Origin of the sequence: Mycobacterium hackensackense (assembly GCF_025822555.1) — a bacterium.
GTDB lineage: Bacteria > Actinomycetota > Actinomycetes > Mycobacteriales > Mycobacteriaceae > Mycobacterium > Mycobacterium fluoranthenivorans.
In genome coordinates, this window is the sequence record NZ_JACKUC010000030.1 from 679769 (window position 1) to 693712 (window position 13944).

A 13944-nucleotide genomic window follows, 5' to 3' on the forward strand; every position below is an offset into this window, starting at 1 on the left:
ACCGGCGGCGAGATCGGGTCGACAGGCTGCATTGTCGAGGGATGACAGACAAGCCACCGCTGTTCAGCCGACAACTACGCGAAGACCTGTACCGCAAAAGAGTTCTCGTGCTCGACGGCGCACTCGACGATGACAACGGGACGGTGCTGGTCACCCAGTTCCTGACGCTGGCCGCCGACTCCGGCGACGATATCTGGTTGTGGATCCACTCCCCCGGCGGATCGGTGCCGGCCATGCTCGCCATCCGCGACGTGATGCGGCTGGTCCCTGCGGATGTGGGCACGCTGGCTCTCGGGTTGGCGTGCAGCGCCGGGCAATTCCTGTTGTCCGCGGGCACGCCGGGCAAACGCTTCGCGTTGCCGCACGCGCGCATCCTGATGCACCAGGGGTCGGCGGGTATCGCCGGGTCGGCGGTCGAGGTGGAAGTCCAGGCCGACGATCTGCGATACACCCGCGACACCGTGCTCAGCCTCATCGCCGCGGACACCGGTCAGGAGATCGACCGGATCTTCACCGACTCGCTGCACGACCGCTGGTTCTCCGCCGAGCAGGCACGCGAGTACGGATTCATCGACCACATCGTCGGCGACTTCACCCAGATAGCGCCGAATCAGAGGCAGCAGTTGGGAATTCACGCATGAGCGAGGCTTGCCGAGGGAATCGACAGATATGAGTACCTACACCATCCCCAACGTGATCGCCCGTACCAGCGGTGGCGAGCGCATCATGGACGTCTACTCACACCTGCTCAGCGAGCGCATCGTCTACCTCGGCACCGCGATCGACCCGGGTGTCGCGAACGCGCTCATCGCGCAACTGCTGCACCTGGAGGCCGACAACCCCGAGCAGGAGATCGCGCTCTACATCAATTCCGAAGGCGGCGACCTGTCGGCGATGCTGGCGGTATACGACACCATGCGGTTCATCAAAGCGCCGGTGGCGACGACGTGCATCGGTCAGGCCGTCGCCGCCGGGGCGGTACTGCTGGCCGCGGGCGCACCGGGGCGCCGGGCGGTACTGCCGCACACCAGAGTGGTGCTGCACCAGCCCGCCGCGCAGGGTCGCGGCACCATTCCCGATCTCATCCTGCAAGCCGACGAGGTGGCGCGGGTGCGCAGCCAGCTGGAGGCCATCCTGGCGCGGCACACCGGGCGCAGCACCGAACAGCTACGGCACGACACCGATCGCGATCGTGTGTTCGACGCCCACGCAGCCGTCACCTACGGCCTGGCCGACCGCGTCCTGGACCAGCGAAACCCCTAGGCCGCCATCAACATCGGGCCGCGCACGGGCCGGGTGGGGCGGCTGAGATCTGCCGAGATACCACCCAGCAGCCGGACCAGGTCCGTGCGCAACGCCCCGCACACCGCGGCGATCATCTCGCTGGACGGCTCCTTGCGGCCGCGTTCGATCTCGGAGAGGTACTGCGGTGACACGCCGGCCCGCGCGGCGACGTCGACCAGACGCTGCCCCTGTTCGTGGCGGGTTTCGCGGAGCCGACGGCCGAGGACCTCACGCCACAGCGGTTCCGGCGCCTCGCGGTGGGGGTGGATACCGGGATGGATACGGATGACCTCGCCCATCCCCGTATCTTCGCCGCCGGGAGGGCCGGGCGCCTGCCTGTTCGCCATGAGCACAAATGGGCGGGTTCGGGAAGGACACTTGAGGGGCGTCTTCACTACCTTTCGGTATGGCACGCGGCCGGATCTTCACCTCTTGTTCCGGCTCTTTGGATCTGTCACTTCCCGAACCCGTCGTGCAGACGAATGTACGCCCGTGATCAAGATCACACCAGAGGCAATTTCAATCTGATTCCAGCGACCGGAGCAGCGCCCGGGTACGGGCCCTGACCTCGGGTGATGCATCGAAAAGCACACCCACGTACTCGTCGACACCGGCGGCCTTGAGTTCCTCGACCCGGGCCGTCACGGTCGCCTCGTCCCCGATCAGGGCCGCGTCGGCGGGACCCGCATAGCCCTCGCGGTCGAGCATCGCCCGATACGACGGCAGGCGCCCGTACATCGCGAACTGCTCGGCGGCCCGGGCGCGGGCACCGTCGACGTCATCGGTGACGGCCACCGGCAACCCGGCCACCACGCGCACCGGACGCTCCCCGGCCGCGGCCCGCAACGCCGGACCGACATGACCACCGAGTGTCTTCGGGCCCGTCATCCAGGTGATGGTGCCCGCGGTGCGGCGCCCGGCGATCTTCAGCAGTTGCGGGCCCAGCGCGGCGATGTAGACATCCGGGCGCGGGGCGCCGGCGATCTGCAGGGCGCCGCGGGTGGTCACGGTCTCGCCCGGGGCATCCGCGGGCTCACCGGCCAGCAGCGGCAGCAACCCGTCGAGATACTCGTTGAGCCGACGCACCGGCTTGTCCCAGGGGATGCCCCACATGCCCTCGGTGACGGCGGCATGGGTCATGCCCAGCCCGAGGATGAACCGGCCGCCGGCGATCAGGTTCAGGGTCAGCGCGCGCTGGGCCAACTGCATCGGGTGCTGATTCTGGATGGGCACCACGCCGGTGCCGACCTCGATCCCGCCGACCTCTCGAAAGGCGACGGCCAGCACGGTGAGAAGGTCGGGCTCGTAAGGCATCTGGGTCATCCAGACCCGCCGGAATCCCTCATCCCGGGCCTGGGCGAGGTATTCCACGGTGGCGTCCACCGGCGAGCCGCCACCACTCAACGACCCGAACAGACTTACCTGCATGCCACGCTCCTGTTGAATGTCGCACCATGACCACGCAGCAGCCACGGCTGGGAAATTTCGGGCCGAACTGGTTCGCATCGGTGATGGGGACGGGCATCGTTGCGACCGCGGGCGCGACATTACCGATTCATCTACCCGGACTGCGTGGCTTCGCCGAAGTGGTGTGGGTGGTGGCCGCGGCACTGCTGGTGGTGCTGCTGGTGGCGGTGACGGTGCAATGGGTGCGCCACCCCACCGTGGCGCGCAGCCACGCGCACAACCCGCAGATGGCCCATTTCTACGGCGCCGCCCCGATGGCGCTGCTCACCGTCGGCACCGGTGCCATCCTGGTCGGCCGTGACCTGATCGGTGAGCGGCTGGCCGTCGATATCGACTGGGTGCTGTGGACGGCGGGCACGGTCGGCGGGTTGTTCACCGCCATGACCATCCCCTTCATCATGTTCACCCAGATCGACGTGGGTCCCGACGCGGCCTTCGGCGGCTGGCTGATGCCGGTGGTGCCGCCGATGGTGTCGGCCGCCGCGGGTGCCCTGCTGATTCCGCACATGGTGCCGGGCACCGGCCGCACCACCATGCTCTACGGCTGTTACGCGATGTTCGGGCTGTCGCTGATCGCCGCGCTGATCATCATCAGCCTGATCTGGAGCCGGCTGATGCACTACGGCACGTCCGGGACGGCGCGGGTGCCCACCCTGTGGATCGTGTTGGGGCCGCTCGGTCAGGGCATCACCGCGGCCGGGCTGCTGGGCACCAACGCTGTGCTGGCCGCCCCCGCCGACGTGGCGGCCGGGATGAGCGTGTTCGCGATCCTGTTCGGCGTGCCGGTGTGGGGCTTCGCCGTGTTGTGGATTTCGCTGGCCACCGCGCTGACCGTGCGCACCCTGCGCCGCGGGATGCCGTTCGCCCTGACCTGGTGGAGCCTGACCTTTCCCGTCGGCACCTTCGTCACCGGCACCACACAGCTGGCCGTGCACACCGGGCTGCCGGCGTTCAAGGTGGCGGCCGTGGCGGCCTATGTCGGCTTGCTCTGCACCTGGGGCCTGGTGGCGGTGCGCACGGCACGCGGGAGCCTGGCGGGCAGCCTGTTCGCACCGGCTGCGCCCGGGCCGATCACGGCGTCAAAGCAGCCCAAAAAGTAAGAGCCCCGTGTTGCCGTCGGGTCGGGGGGTCAGACGGCAACACGGAGCTATCCGGTGTATCGACGCACTTCCGGGCGGCGTTACAGGTTTCCGGAAACTTTTTTCGAGATTCTTTCGGGCCTGGTCAGGCTTCCAGGATTGCTGTCACGCCCTGGCCGCCGGCCGCACAGATCGAGATGAGGCCGCGCACCGGCTTACCCGTCTCTTTCTTCTTCTCGGCGAGCTGCTTGGCCAGCTGGGCGACGATGCGGCCACCGGTGGCGGCGAACGGGTGCCCCGCGGCCAGCGAGGAGCCGTTGACGTTGAGCTTGCTGCGGTCGATGCTGCCCAGCGGAGCGTCCAGGCCGAGGCGCTCCTTGCAGTACTCGTCGGACTCCCAGGCGGCCAGCGTCGCCAGCACCACCGACGCGAACGCCTCGTGGATCTCGTAGAAGTCGAAGTCCTGCAGGGTCAGCCCGTTGCGGGCCAGCAGCCGTGGCACCGCGTAGGTGGGCGCCATCAGCAGGCCGTCCGGCCCGTTGATGTAGTCGACCGCGGCGGTCTCGCCGTCGACGAAGTAGGCCAGCACCGGCAGGTTGCGCTCGGCGGCCCACTCCTCGGTCGACAGCAGGGCGACGGACGCGCCGTCGGTGAGCGGGGTGGAGTTACCGGCGGTCATGGTGGCGTCACCGTTGCGCACGCCGAAGACGGGCTTGAGCTTGGCCAGCTTCTCCGGCGACGACTCGGGCCGCAGGTTGTTGTCCCGGTACAGGCCGAGGAAGCCGGTGACCAGGTCATCGAAGAAGCCACGGTCATAGGCGGCGGCCATGTTGCGGTGGCTGGCCGCGGCGAGCTCGTCCTGGTCGACGCGCTTGACACCGAACTGCTTGGCGGTGATGGCGGCGTGCTCGCCCATCGACAGGCCGGTGCGCGGCTCACCGTTGGTGGGGATCTCCACCCCGACCGCGGCGGGCAGCTTGCCGACCAGCTTGAGCCGGTCCACGTTGGACTTGCTGCGACGCAGGCTCAGCAGCACGTGCCGCAGGTTGTCCCCGAAGGCGATGGGGGCATCCGAGGTGGTGTCGACGCCACCGGCGATGGCGGAGTCGTACTGGCCCAAGGCGATTCCGTTGGCCACCGAGATGGCCGACTGCAGGCCGGTGCCGCAGGCCTGCTGCAGGTCATAGGCCGGGGTGTACGGCGACAGGGCGCTGCCCAGCACGCTCTCGCGGACCAGGTTGAAGTCGCGGCTGTGCTTGAGCACCGCGCCACCGACCACCATGCCGATGCGTTCACCCTGGAGCTTGAAGCGGTCGATCAGACCGTCCAGCGCCGCGGTGAACATGTCCTGGTTCGAGGCGTTGGCGTAAGCGCCGTCGGAGCGGGCGAAGGGGATCCGGTTACCGCCGAGGATCGCGACGCGGCGAGAATTCGTGTTAGCCATATCCCAATGTTACCCGGCGTTCTTACTCTGGAGTAAGTTAGATCCCATGGCTTCCGATTTGTTCACCCAAGTGGTCAACTCCGGGCCCGGATCGTTCCTGGCCAAGCAACTGGGCGTACCCCAGCCCGAAACTCTGCGTCGTTACCGAGCCGGCGAACCGCCGCTCGCCGGCTCGCTGCTGATCGGCGGTGAGGGCCGGGTCGTGGAACCGTTGCGCACCGCCCTGGCCGGTGACTACGACGTCGTGTCCAACAACATCGGTGGCCGCTGGGCCGATTCGTTCGGCGGTCTGGTGTTCGACGCCACCGGCATCACCGAACCATCCGGGTTGAAGGCGCTCTACGAGTTCTTCACCCCGGTGTTGCGCAACCTCGGGCATTCCGGCCGTGTCGTCGTCATCGGCACCACCCCGTCGGAGGCGGCGACCGCGCACGAGCACATCGTGCAGCGGGCCCTGGAGGGCTTTACCCGCTCGCTGGGCAAAGAGGTGCGCAACGGCGCGACGGTGTCGCTGGTCTACCTGGCCGCCGACGCCAAGGCCGGGGCGACGGGCCTGGAGTCCACCCTGCGCTTCATCCTGTCCGGCAAGTCCGCCTACGTGGACGGCCAGGTGTTCCGGGTCGGAGCCGACGACTCGGTGCCGCCGGCCGACTGGGACAAGCCACTGACCGGCAAGGTCGCCGTGGTGACCGGTGCGGCCCGCGGTATCGGTGCGACCATCGCCGAGGTGTTCGCCCGCGACGGCGCCGCCGTGGTGGCCGTCGACGTGCCGCAGGCCGAGGAGGCGCTGACGCAGACCGCCAAGAAGGTCGGGGGCACCGCGCTGGCGCTCGATGTCACCTCGGCGGGCGCAGTCGACGCCATCATCGCGCATGTCACCGAACATCACGCCGGCAAGGTGGACGTCCTGGTGAACAACGCCGGCATCACCCGCGACAAGCTGCTGGCCAATATGGACGAGGGTCGCTGGGACGCCGTCATCGCCGTCAATCTCCTTGCGCCGCTGAACCTCACCGAAGGACTGGTCGCTGCCGGTGCGCTCGGGGCGGGTGGCCGGGTAGTCGGCCTGTCGTCGATGGCCGGTATCGCCGGTAACCGCGGCCAGACCAACTACGCCACCACCAAGGCCGGCATGATCGGCATTACCGAGACACTTGCCCCGTCACTGGCCGAGAAGGGCATCACCATCAACGCGGTGGCGCCCGGATTCATCGAGACCAAGATGACCGAGGCCATCCCGCTGGCCACCCGCGAGGTGGGCCGACGGCTGAACTCGCTGTTCCAGGGCGGCCAGCCCGTCGACGTCGCCGAGCTCATCGCGTACTTCGCCAGCCCGGCGTCGAATGCGGTGACCGGCAACACGATCCGGGTCTGCGGGCAAGCCCTGCTGGGGGCGTGATGAGCGAGCAGCCCAACGGCCTGCTGAACATGGCGCGGGCGGTGGCGGGTGCGCTGCCGTTCGTGCCGCGTACCGGTGGACTGCCGGACCGGACGGTGCACGTGCCCGATGTGCGGATCGACGCGGCCAATGTCGCGGCGTACGCGGGGGTGACAGGTCTGAAGTTCGGCGACACCGTGCCGCTGACCTATCCCTTCGCGTTGACCTTCCCGACCGTGATGTCACTGGTCACCGGATTCGACTTTCCCTTCCCCGCAATGGGTTCGGTGCATGTCGAGAACCGCATCACCCAGTACCGGCCCATCGCGGTCAGCGACACCCTGGACGTGGCGGTGCATGCGGAGAACCTGCGCGAGCACCGCAAGGGCCTGCTCGTCGACATCGTCACCGAGATCAGGATCGGCAACGATGTGGCGTGGCACCAGGTGACCACGTTCCTGCACCAGCAGCGCACCAGCCTGTCCGGGGAGCCGCGTCCCGAACCCGCCAAGCAGCCCAAGCTGCCGCCGCCGAACGCGGTGCTGTCGATCACGCCGGGGCAGATCCGCTCCTACGCCTCGATCGGCGGCGACCACAACCCGATTCACACGAACTCGTTGGGCGCCAAGTTGTTCGGCTTCCCGACCGTGATCGCACACGGGATGTACAGCGCCGCGGCGGTGCTGGCCAATATCGAGGGTCAGCTGCCCGATGCGCTGAGCTACACCGTGAAGTTCGGCAAGCCGGTGCTCCTGCCGGCCAAGGCCGGGTTGTGGGTGGACCATGACGCGGACGGCTGGAACCTCGCGCTGCGCCACCTGAAGAAGGGCTACCCGCACCTGACGGCGACGGTACGGCCGCTCTAGTTCGCGGGCCCGTCCTCAGCTCACCGCATGGGCGGCCACCCAGACTCCCATCGGGTCATGGGCCGCCCTGATCTCGCGGAGCCGCGACCACGCCTGCGGCGTAGTCGCACGTGCACCGTCGGACGGGCTGTCATCGAAGTTGGGGAACACGCCACCGGTCGCATACGGCGACATCGCCGCGACGAGAGCCGAAGCCGCGGACACCCCTGCCGCGGCCGACTCCGGCGTGTCCGCCACCGCGAGGCAGAACAGCAGGTATTCCGCTGCCACCGACGGCAGCGCCGCGTCGATCTCCCGCGCCAAAGCACCGCCCAGGTGCCGCAGTTCGGCAATCATCAGCGGTGTCGACACACCGGGTCCGGCCATCGCGAGTAGGGATTGCACCGACTCGGCCGGTAGCGAGGAAAGCAGGGCATGGTCGGTCACCGTCGGCGTGGGGCCGGGCGGGTCCATATGCATCTGCAACACCGCAGCGCAGGGAACCCGCGCGAACGTGTCGATCTCGGGTTCCAGGGCGCGCAACGGGGCCAGTAACCGTGCGGCCGTGTCATCGTCACCGAGCACGGCCCCGTCGATGATCACCAACTCGCGCCCGCGCAGGAAGTCGGGCAATTCAGGCAGCGGCGCAAACCGCATGAGCCGCAACGACGTAGTCACTGCCTCGGGCAGGGTCGCGGTCCAGTCCGCCCACCCGGCAACCACCGAAGGGGCCGCGGCCATATCCCACAACAGCATCCCGGCCACCACATCGGCCATCGGCAGCAGGTCGATCTCCACGGCGACCACCACGCCGAAACTTCCGCCACCGCCGCGCACCGCCCAGAACAGATCGGCATGTTCGGTGGCCGAGGCACGAAGCACCTGCCCCTCGGCGGTGACGATCTCGACCGCCCGAACCGTGGACGCCCCCAGCCCATGGGCGCGCCCGTAGAACGACAGGCCGCCGCCGAGCAGGAACCCGACCGCCGAGACGTCACCCGCGCTGCCGTGCAGTGCGGTCAACCCGAAGGGCGCCGTCTCTGCCAACACATCGGCCCACAATGTGCCACCGACGATCCGCGCCGACCGCGCGACCAGGTCGACCCGCACCCCAGTCAGCTCGTGCAACCGCAACAGCAGCGTCCCGTCCAGTGCATCGACCGCGAGTGCGGCTGCGGCATGCCCGGTGCTCTGGGGCGCCACCCTGAGTCCAGACGCCACCGCGGCCCGCACCACGGCGCACACCTCCTCGACCGTCCGCGGCACGGCCACCGCGACGGGACGCTGCGCCACCGCGCTGTTCCACGGCGCGCAGGCCGACTCGTACCGCGGATCGGCCGGGAAGTACACCGCGCCGGATTGCTGAAGTTCCACCAAATCGGCTGGGGCGACCGTCATATCAATGCTCCTCAAGAGTGGTCGCCGCGGTCCGTTTCCCGCGGCGTCGCCCAGCCACCTTGCCGTCGCCGAGTACCTGCGGGCCATCCCAGAAAGCCGCAGATCTTCGCCCCCAGACTTCTGGGGTATCGGCGCGGCGGCCCCGCCGCGATACTGGTACCCGTGCTCGCCAGCCTCACCGCCGAACGGATCCGCGCCGACATCGATGTGTTGTCCCGCGCGGGTCTGGACCTGGAGGCATTCCTGGCGGAGGCCTGCAACGCCATTCAGCGCGCCGTGCCATGGGCAGGGGCCTGCGTCGGCACGCACGATCCCGCCACCCTGATCCTGACCAGTGTCCGCAAGTTCGGTGCCCTGACCGCCAACAACGACAATGACACCCTCTGGGGCACAATCGAATACGGTCTCTGCGAGGCGACCTCGTTCCGCTCCCTGGCCTTGGGTGGAACCCGTGCGGTGTCCATGCAAGAACTGCCCGACCGCCAGGCCGAAACCTCACCGCGGATGAACCGGCTGATGCGTCCGGTGTACGGATTCGCCGACGAGGCACGGGTGATGTTCCACGACACGACCGGCGTGTGGGGTGGTATGGCCCTGCTCCGCGGGCCCGACGATTCGCCGTTCGGCGCCGACGACATCGCCCATCTGGCCACGCTCTCCGAGCCGCTGGCCCGCGGCGTGCGCTCGGGGATCCTCACCCGGCTCGCCGATACCGCGATCGTCGACCTGACCACCGGTGGTCCGGCAGTGGTGATCCTCGACCGCAACGACGAGATCGCCCAGATAAGCCGGGGCGCCTCCGAACGACTCGCCGCGCTGGCCACCACCGTCCACGACGGTGACCCGCTGTCGCTGGTGGTGAGTATCGCCAACGCCGCCCGCCTGGCCGGCGCCACCGCCGATGCCCCGTTACCGCGAGCACGGGTGCGCACCCCATCGGGGCAGTGGCTGGTGTTGCACGCCTCGCCGCTGGACGATGCGCTGGCCGCCACCGGGCAGGTGGTGGTCACCATCGAGGAGGCCCGGCCACCGGAGATCGTCTCGCTGGTCATCGCGGCATACGGGCTGACGCCTCGCGAGCGCGACGTCACTCGCCTGGTGTTACAGGGAGTGGACACCAAGGAGATCGCCGCCAGCCTGCAGGTGTCCACCTACACGGTGCAGGACCACCTGAAGACCATCTTCGACAAGGCCGGGGTGCGCTCCCGCCGGGAGCTGATCGCCCAGGTGTATTTCGACCAGTACGTGCCGAGGATCGGCGGCGAACTCGCACCGAACGGGTGGTTCAGCCAGTGAGATTCAGGCCTTGCCCTCCGAGGGCCGCCCCTTCAGGCCGCGCCAGAACAGGTTGATCATCAGCTCGGTGGCGTCGTGCACATCGGCGTCACCGGTGCTGACACGGTCGGCGATGGCCTCACCGGCGCCCACCAGTGCGACGGCCATCATGTTGAAATCCGCGTCCGGCTCCGGGTTTCGGGTGCCCGACTGCAGCAGCCGGCCGACCAGATCGATGATCCGCTCGCGGCCCTCACGCACCGTGTGCGCGAACGCCTGCGAACTGGTGGCCTGACTGTACAGCACAATCCAGGACGACCGATTCTTGTCGATGTAGCCGAGGAAGGCCCCGACCGCGTTGCGCAGCATGTCTTTTGGGCTCAGCGTGAAATCGATGTCACCGCGGACCACCTCGACGAACCGGTTGAGCTCCCGGTCCAGGCAGGCACCGAACAGTTCCTCTTTGGAGCCGTAGTACAGGTACAGCATCGGCTTGGAGATCTGGGCCTGGCCGGCGATGGCGTCCATCGACGTCTCGTGATAGCCGTTCACCGAGAACATCTGCACAGCGGCGTCGAGCATCTGCTGCTCACGCACGGCGCGCGGCAATCGCTTCGTTCCACCTGCCATCGGACCAGCGTAGGCAATGGTGCGGTCAGGACAGTAACTCGCCTCGCCGCTGCTCCTCCCAGAGCGCCATCCTGGTCCTGGCCGGCTCGCCGACGGCGTCCATCACCAGCGGCACCAGCAACTCGGTCAGCAGGAAGCCGGCCGCCATGCTCTGGTAGGTGGTGCCGACCGAGCTGGAGGCGGCCAGCACCACCTCGGCGTCCGGGGCCACCGGGCAGGCCAGGTCGTCGGTGATGAGCAGCACGGTGGCACCGGCCCGGTGCACACGACCGGCCAGTTCAGCGGCGCTGCGCTGATAGCGGTGAAAGTCGAACAGCACGAGCACATCGGAGCGGTCCAGTTCCAGCAGCGCCCCCAGGTCACGGCCGGTGGGATCGCCGAGCACGCGGATACCCGGCCGCAGCTGCTCCAGATGCGCCGCCAGATGGGCAGCCAGCAAATGCGAGAACCGGCCGCCGTGGAAGTACACCGTGCGGTCGGTGTCGGCGAGCAGCCGGACGGCCGCCTCCACTGCCGCGGCGGGCAACTGCGTCAGCGTCTCGACGGCCCGATCGCTCTGGGCCCGGCCGTGGTGCAGCAACCGGTCCAGCAGACTGCCCGCGGGTGGGGCGTCGGACACCCGGCTGATGGGCCCGCTGGACTGGGCCGACAGTTCGGCGCGCAACGCCACCTGCAGGTCGGCGAACCCGTCGTAGCCCAGTGACTGCGCGAACCGCAGCACCGTGGGCGGGCTGACTTCGGCCCGCTGCGCCAGCCTGGCCGCACTGGCCAGCCCCGCGCTCGGATAGTCGGCCAACAGGGCGCGGCCGACCCTGCGCTCGGCCTTGCTGAGCATCGGCAGCGCCGCGCTGGTCCGTGTCGCCACGGACTGCGGAGGCTGCGGGTCGGCGGTCACGCCTGTCAATCTGCCATGACCGGCACCGTCGTGATCACCTGGTCATGCAGGGAGATCGCATTGACGCTCTCCGGCGGCAGTGGTTGCCAGTCCAGGTCGCCGAACCCGGTGGAGCCGACGATCAGGGCGCCGGTCGCCGAGCGGGCCCAGCGCAGCCCGAAGTAGTCCTCCAGGTGCTCGGCGGGCAGATCGGTGACGCTGATCTCGGCGACATCCTCAGCCGAGAGGATGCTGCGGGCGTTGGCGTGCACGGCGATGAGTTGTCCCTCGCCGAGCAGCAGGGCGTTGAGGCTGGCGTCCGGATAGTGGGCGCGGACATCGGCCACTGCGGCGCGCACCGCCTCGACGAGGTCGGGGGTCCGGCGCCGGTGCGCGCGGATGATGCCGAAGTACTTCTCGCTGTCGGTGGTGCCGCGCAGCGATGCGGCGATCTCCGGTTCGAGCAGGGCGTCCAGGGCATCGCCCGGCTTGATCGAACCGTTGTGCGCCATCGCCAGGCCGTCGGCCACGAAGGGGTGCGAATTCTCCGGGCGTACCGCCAGACCGCTTGTCGCCCAACGCAGGTGCACGATACTGCCGGTCGAGCGCCAGTCCTGCATGTACGCGGGGAAAGCCTGATCGCGCACCGCACTCTGGGCGCTGACGTGCACGCGCGGCTCTCCTTCGCCGGTGGCGGCGATACCCCAGCCGTCGCCGTGCACCTGGGTGAGCGCCACGAAGTCCTTCAGGACGTGCGCACCCACCGCCTTCTCGATCGAGATCGGCTCAGCGCAGACCACACCCAGCAAGCGACACATGGCTTCCCCCTATCCGAGAATATTTTATGAATATTTCTTCGATACGCGCATCTTAAAGATTCTGAAACATTTATGACATAGCGTTCCCGCCGAACCACTACCGAGGGAGGTCGTCGATGACAGCAGACAGCGAGCGGGAACTCGTGGATCGGCTGCGCGCCGACGACGTCGCCCTGGTGGCCGGTTCGATGACCGACCTGGCGGGCGTCACCCGGGCCAAGTACGTGCCCGTGCACCGACTCGGCGCCTTCGTCCGTTCCGGTATGGGGGTGTCACCGTCATGGAGCGTGTTCTGCGTCGATAGCGGTATCGCCTTCACCCCGGATATCGGCGTCGTCGGTGATCAGCGGCTGCGGATCGACCCCGCCGACCTGCACCTGATCGGCGACGGAATCGCCTGGGCACCGGCCCGCCTCGGCGATCAGAACGGCGACGCCGCGCCCCTGTGCACGCGCTCGCTGCTCGGCGCCGCCGAGACGGCCCTGGCCGGACACGGCCTGACGGCGCTGGTCGGCGCCGAACTGGAATGCACCCTGCTCACCGAGGACGGCGGCCATGTCACGGCCGAACCCTGGTCCCCCTACGGCATCCGCACCTCGCTGCACCACGCCGCCTTCCTGACCGATCTGGCCGCCGACGCCGACCGCGCCGGGCTGGCCTTCGAACAACTGCACACCGAGTACGGCCACGATCAGCTGGAGATGTCGCTGCCGCCCGCCTCGCCGGTGGCCGCCGCCGACGCGGTCATCCTGGCCCGCATCGTGATCGGGCGCACCGCGGCCCGGCACGGCATGAAGATCTCCTTCTCACCCGTCCCGTTCTTCGGAGAGGCCGGCAACGGCGCACACCTGCACCTGTCCCTGGCCGACGATCAGGGTCCGCTGTTCTCCGGTGGCAACGGACCGCACGGGATCCGGCCCGCAGGTGAATCCGCCATCGCCGGTGTGCTGGACACGCTGCCCGATCTGCTGGGCGTGTACGCCGGTTCGGTCCTGTCGGGCACCCGCCTACAGCCCGGCAACTGGGCGGGCGCGGCACGCTGCTGGGGTCTGGAGAACCGCGAAGCGGCCGTCCGCTTCGTCGCCGCCACCCCGGGAAACCCGCACGGCGCCAACGTCGAACTGAAGATCATCGATCCCAGTGCCAACCCGTATCTCGCCGTGCTCGCCTTCCTCGGCAGCGCCCTGCGCGGGATCGACCGGAAACTGCCGCTGCCCGACGAAGTCGCCGAGGATCCCGCGGGCACCGTCGAGGCACTGCCCGCCGATCAGGACACCGTGCTGGACATCTTCGAAAGATCAACGGTCGCAGCCGAATTACTCACCCCGGCTGTCATCGACGCCCTGGTCGCCGTTCGCCGCTACGAACAGCGCACCTTCGGCAGCCGGCCGCTGACCGACGCCATCGCAGCGCTGCGACTGGCCTGGAGCTGCTGACCCCACTACCGCCGAA

At 68.6% G+C, this 13944-nt stretch carries 14 protein-coding genes; 7 read left to right on the forward strand and 7 right to left on the reverse strand.

Features of this window, described 5'->3' with window-relative positions; genetic code table 11:
• Positions 1-41 precede the first annotated feature (41 nt).
• Together H7J86_RS12670 and H7J86_RS12675 are read left to right on the forward strand one after the other, a co-directional pair.
• Positions 42-641 (forward strand): ClpP family protease, encoded by a 600-nt coding sequence (locus H7J86_RS12670; RefSeq protein WP_267291362.1) that lies wholly within the window; start codon positions 42-44, stop codon positions 639-641.
• A gap of 28 nt (positions 642-669) precedes the next feature.
• Positions 670-1263 carry a ClpP family protease gene (locus H7J86_RS12675; protein ID WP_267291364.1) on the forward strand — a complete coding sequence of 198 codons (594 nt, stop codon included), beginning with the start codon at positions 670-672 and terminating at the stop codon, positions 1261-1263.
• On the opposite strand, the gene H7J86_RS12680 is transcribed toward H7J86_RS12675, so the two are convergent.
• Entirely contained in the window at positions 1260-1583 is a 324-nt protein-coding gene (locus tag H7J86_RS12680; RefSeq protein ID WP_267291365.1) for a helix-turn-helix domain-containing protein, read from the reverse strand. The genes H7J86_RS12675 and H7J86_RS12680 overlap by 4 nt on opposite strands.
• A gap of 220 nt (positions 1584-1803) precedes the next feature.
• Positions 1804-2712 (reverse strand): TIGR03564 family F420-dependent LLM class oxidoreductase, encoded by a 909-nt coding sequence (locus H7J86_RS12685; protein ID WP_267291366.1) that lies wholly within the window; start codon positions 2710-2712, stop codon positions 1804-1806.
• Positions 2713-2738: 26 nt separating this feature from the next.
• On the opposite strand from H7J86_RS12685, the gene H7J86_RS12690 reads away from it, so the two are divergent.
• A complete protein-coding gene (locus H7J86_RS12690) occupies positions 2739-3851 on the forward strand; it encodes a TDT family transporter (protein WP_267291367.1) in 1113 nt (370 codons plus the stop codon).
• Positions 3852-3975: 124 nt separating this feature from the next.
• Here the strand turns inward: H7J86_RS12690 and H7J86_RS12695 are convergent, their stop codons facing one another.
• Positions 3976-5274 carry an acetyl-CoA C-acetyltransferase gene (locus H7J86_RS12695; RefSeq protein WP_267291369.1) on the reverse strand — a complete coding sequence of 433 codons (1299 nt, stop codon included), beginning with the start codon at positions 5272-5274 and terminating at the stop codon, positions 3976-3978.
• A 46-nt stretch (positions 5275-5320) separates the two neighbouring features.
• On the opposite strand from H7J86_RS12695, the gene H7J86_RS12700 reads away from it, so the two are divergent.
• The gene (locus H7J86_RS12700) at positions 5321-6673 is read left to right on the forward strand and encodes a 3-oxoacyl-ACP reductase (protein ID WP_267291371.1); all 1353 of its coding nucleotides are present in this window, start codon (positions 5321-5323) and stop codon (positions 6671-6673) included.
• Complete coding sequence (locus H7J86_RS12705; protein ID WP_090362919.1) at positions 6673-7518, forward strand: MaoC/PaaZ C-terminal domain-containing protein; 846 nt, start codon at positions 6673-6675, stop codon at positions 7516-7518. The genes H7J86_RS12700 and H7J86_RS12705 overlap by 1 nt, the downstream gene beginning before the upstream one ends.
• A 15-nt stretch (positions 7519-7533) precedes the next feature.
• On the opposite strand, the gene H7J86_RS12710 is transcribed toward H7J86_RS12705, so the two are convergent.
• Entirely contained in the window at positions 7534-8895 is a 1362-nt protein-coding gene (locus tag H7J86_RS12710) for an FAD-binding oxidoreductase (RefSeq protein ID WP_090362921.1), read from the reverse strand.
• 162 nt (positions 8896-9057) lie between these two features.
• Between H7J86_RS12710 and H7J86_RS12715 the strand changes: the two genes are divergently transcribed.
• Positions 9058-10191, forward strand: coding sequence for a helix-turn-helix transcriptional regulator (locus tag H7J86_RS12715; RefSeq protein WP_267291373.1), 1134 nt, complete (start codon positions 9058-9060; stop codon positions 10189-10191).
• 3 nt (positions 10192-10194) lie between these two features.
• Here the strand turns inward: H7J86_RS12715 and H7J86_RS12720 are convergent, their stop codons facing one another.
• The 3 genes from H7J86_RS12720 to H7J86_RS12730 are packed head-to-tail and all read right to left on the reverse strand — an operon-like array spanning position 10195 to position 12492.
• Positions 10195-10800, reverse strand: a complete 606-nt coding sequence (locus H7J86_RS12720) for a TetR/AcrR family transcriptional regulator (RefSeq protein WP_090362924.1) — start codon at positions 10798-10800, stop codon at positions 10195-10197.
• Between the two features lie 25 nt (positions 10801-10825).
• On the reverse strand, positions 10826-11695 hold the full coding sequence (locus tag H7J86_RS12725; protein ID WP_235633039.1) for a MurR/RpiR family transcriptional regulator: 870 nt from the start codon (positions 11693-11695) through the stop codon (positions 10826-10828).
• A 5-nt stretch (positions 11696-11700) separates the two neighbouring features.
• Positions 11701-12492, reverse strand: a complete 792-nt coding sequence (locus H7J86_RS12730) for a class II glutamine amidotransferase (protein ID WP_090362925.1) — start codon at positions 12490-12492, stop codon at positions 11701-11703.
• Positions 12493-12608: 116 nt separating this feature from the next.
• On the opposite strand from H7J86_RS12730, the gene H7J86_RS12735 reads away from it, so the two are divergent.
• Positions 12609-13928 (forward strand): type I glutamate--ammonia ligase, encoded by a 1320-nt coding sequence (locus H7J86_RS12735; protein ID WP_267291375.1) that lies wholly within the window; start codon positions 12609-12611, stop codon positions 13926-13928.
• Positions 13929-13944: the final 16 nt, after the last annotated feature.

Bases quoted from the DNA above. Each gene is read 5' to 3' on its own strand.
- H7J86_RS12730 (WP_090362925.1), bottom strand. From the start codon at position 12,492: ATGTGTCGCTTGCTGGGTGTGGTCTGCGCTGAGCCGATCTCGATCGAG.
- H7J86_RS12710 (WP_090362921.1), bottom strand. From the start codon at position 8,895: ATGACGGTCGCCCCAGCCGATTTGGTGGAACTTCAGCAATCCGGCGCG.
- H7J86_RS12670 (WP_267291362.1), top strand. From the start codon at position 42: ATGACAGACAAGCCACCGCTGTTCAGCCGACAACTACGCGAAGACCTG.
- H7J86_RS12675 (WP_267291364.1), top strand. From the start codon at position 670: ATGAGTACCTACACCATCCCCAACGTGATCGCCCGTACCAGCGGTGGC.
- H7J86_RS12690 (WP_267291367.1), top strand. From the start codon at position 2,739: ATGACCACGCAGCAGCCACGGCTGGGAAATTTCGGGCCGAACTGGTTC.
- H7J86_RS12705 (WP_090362919.1), top strand. From the start codon at position 6,673: ATGAGCGAGCAGCCCAACGGCCTGCTGAACATGGCGCGGGCGGTGGCG.
- H7J86_RS12700 (WP_267291371.1), top strand. From the start codon at position 5,321: ATGGCTTCCGATTTGTTCACCCAAGTGGTCAACTCCGGGCCCGGATCG.
- H7J86_RS12695 (WP_267291369.1), bottom strand. From the start codon at position 5,274: ATGGCTAACACGAATTCTCGCCGCGTCGCGATCCTCGGCGGTAACCGG.
- H7J86_RS12720 (WP_090362924.1), bottom strand. From the start codon at position 10,800: ATGGCAGGTGGAACGAAGCGATTGCCGCGCGCCGTGCGTGAGCAGCAG.
- H7J86_RS12680 (WP_267291365.1), bottom strand. From the start codon at position 1,583: ATGGGCGAGGTCATCCGTATCCATCCCGGTATCCACCCCCACCGCGAG.
- H7J86_RS12685 (WP_267291366.1), bottom strand. From the start codon at position 2,712: ATGCAGGTAAGTCTGTTCGGGTCGTTGAGTGGTGGCGGCTCGCCGGTG.
- H7J86_RS12735 (WP_267291375.1), top strand. From the start codon at position 12,609: ATGACAGCAGACAGCGAGCGGGAACTCGTGGATCGGCTGCGCGCCGAC.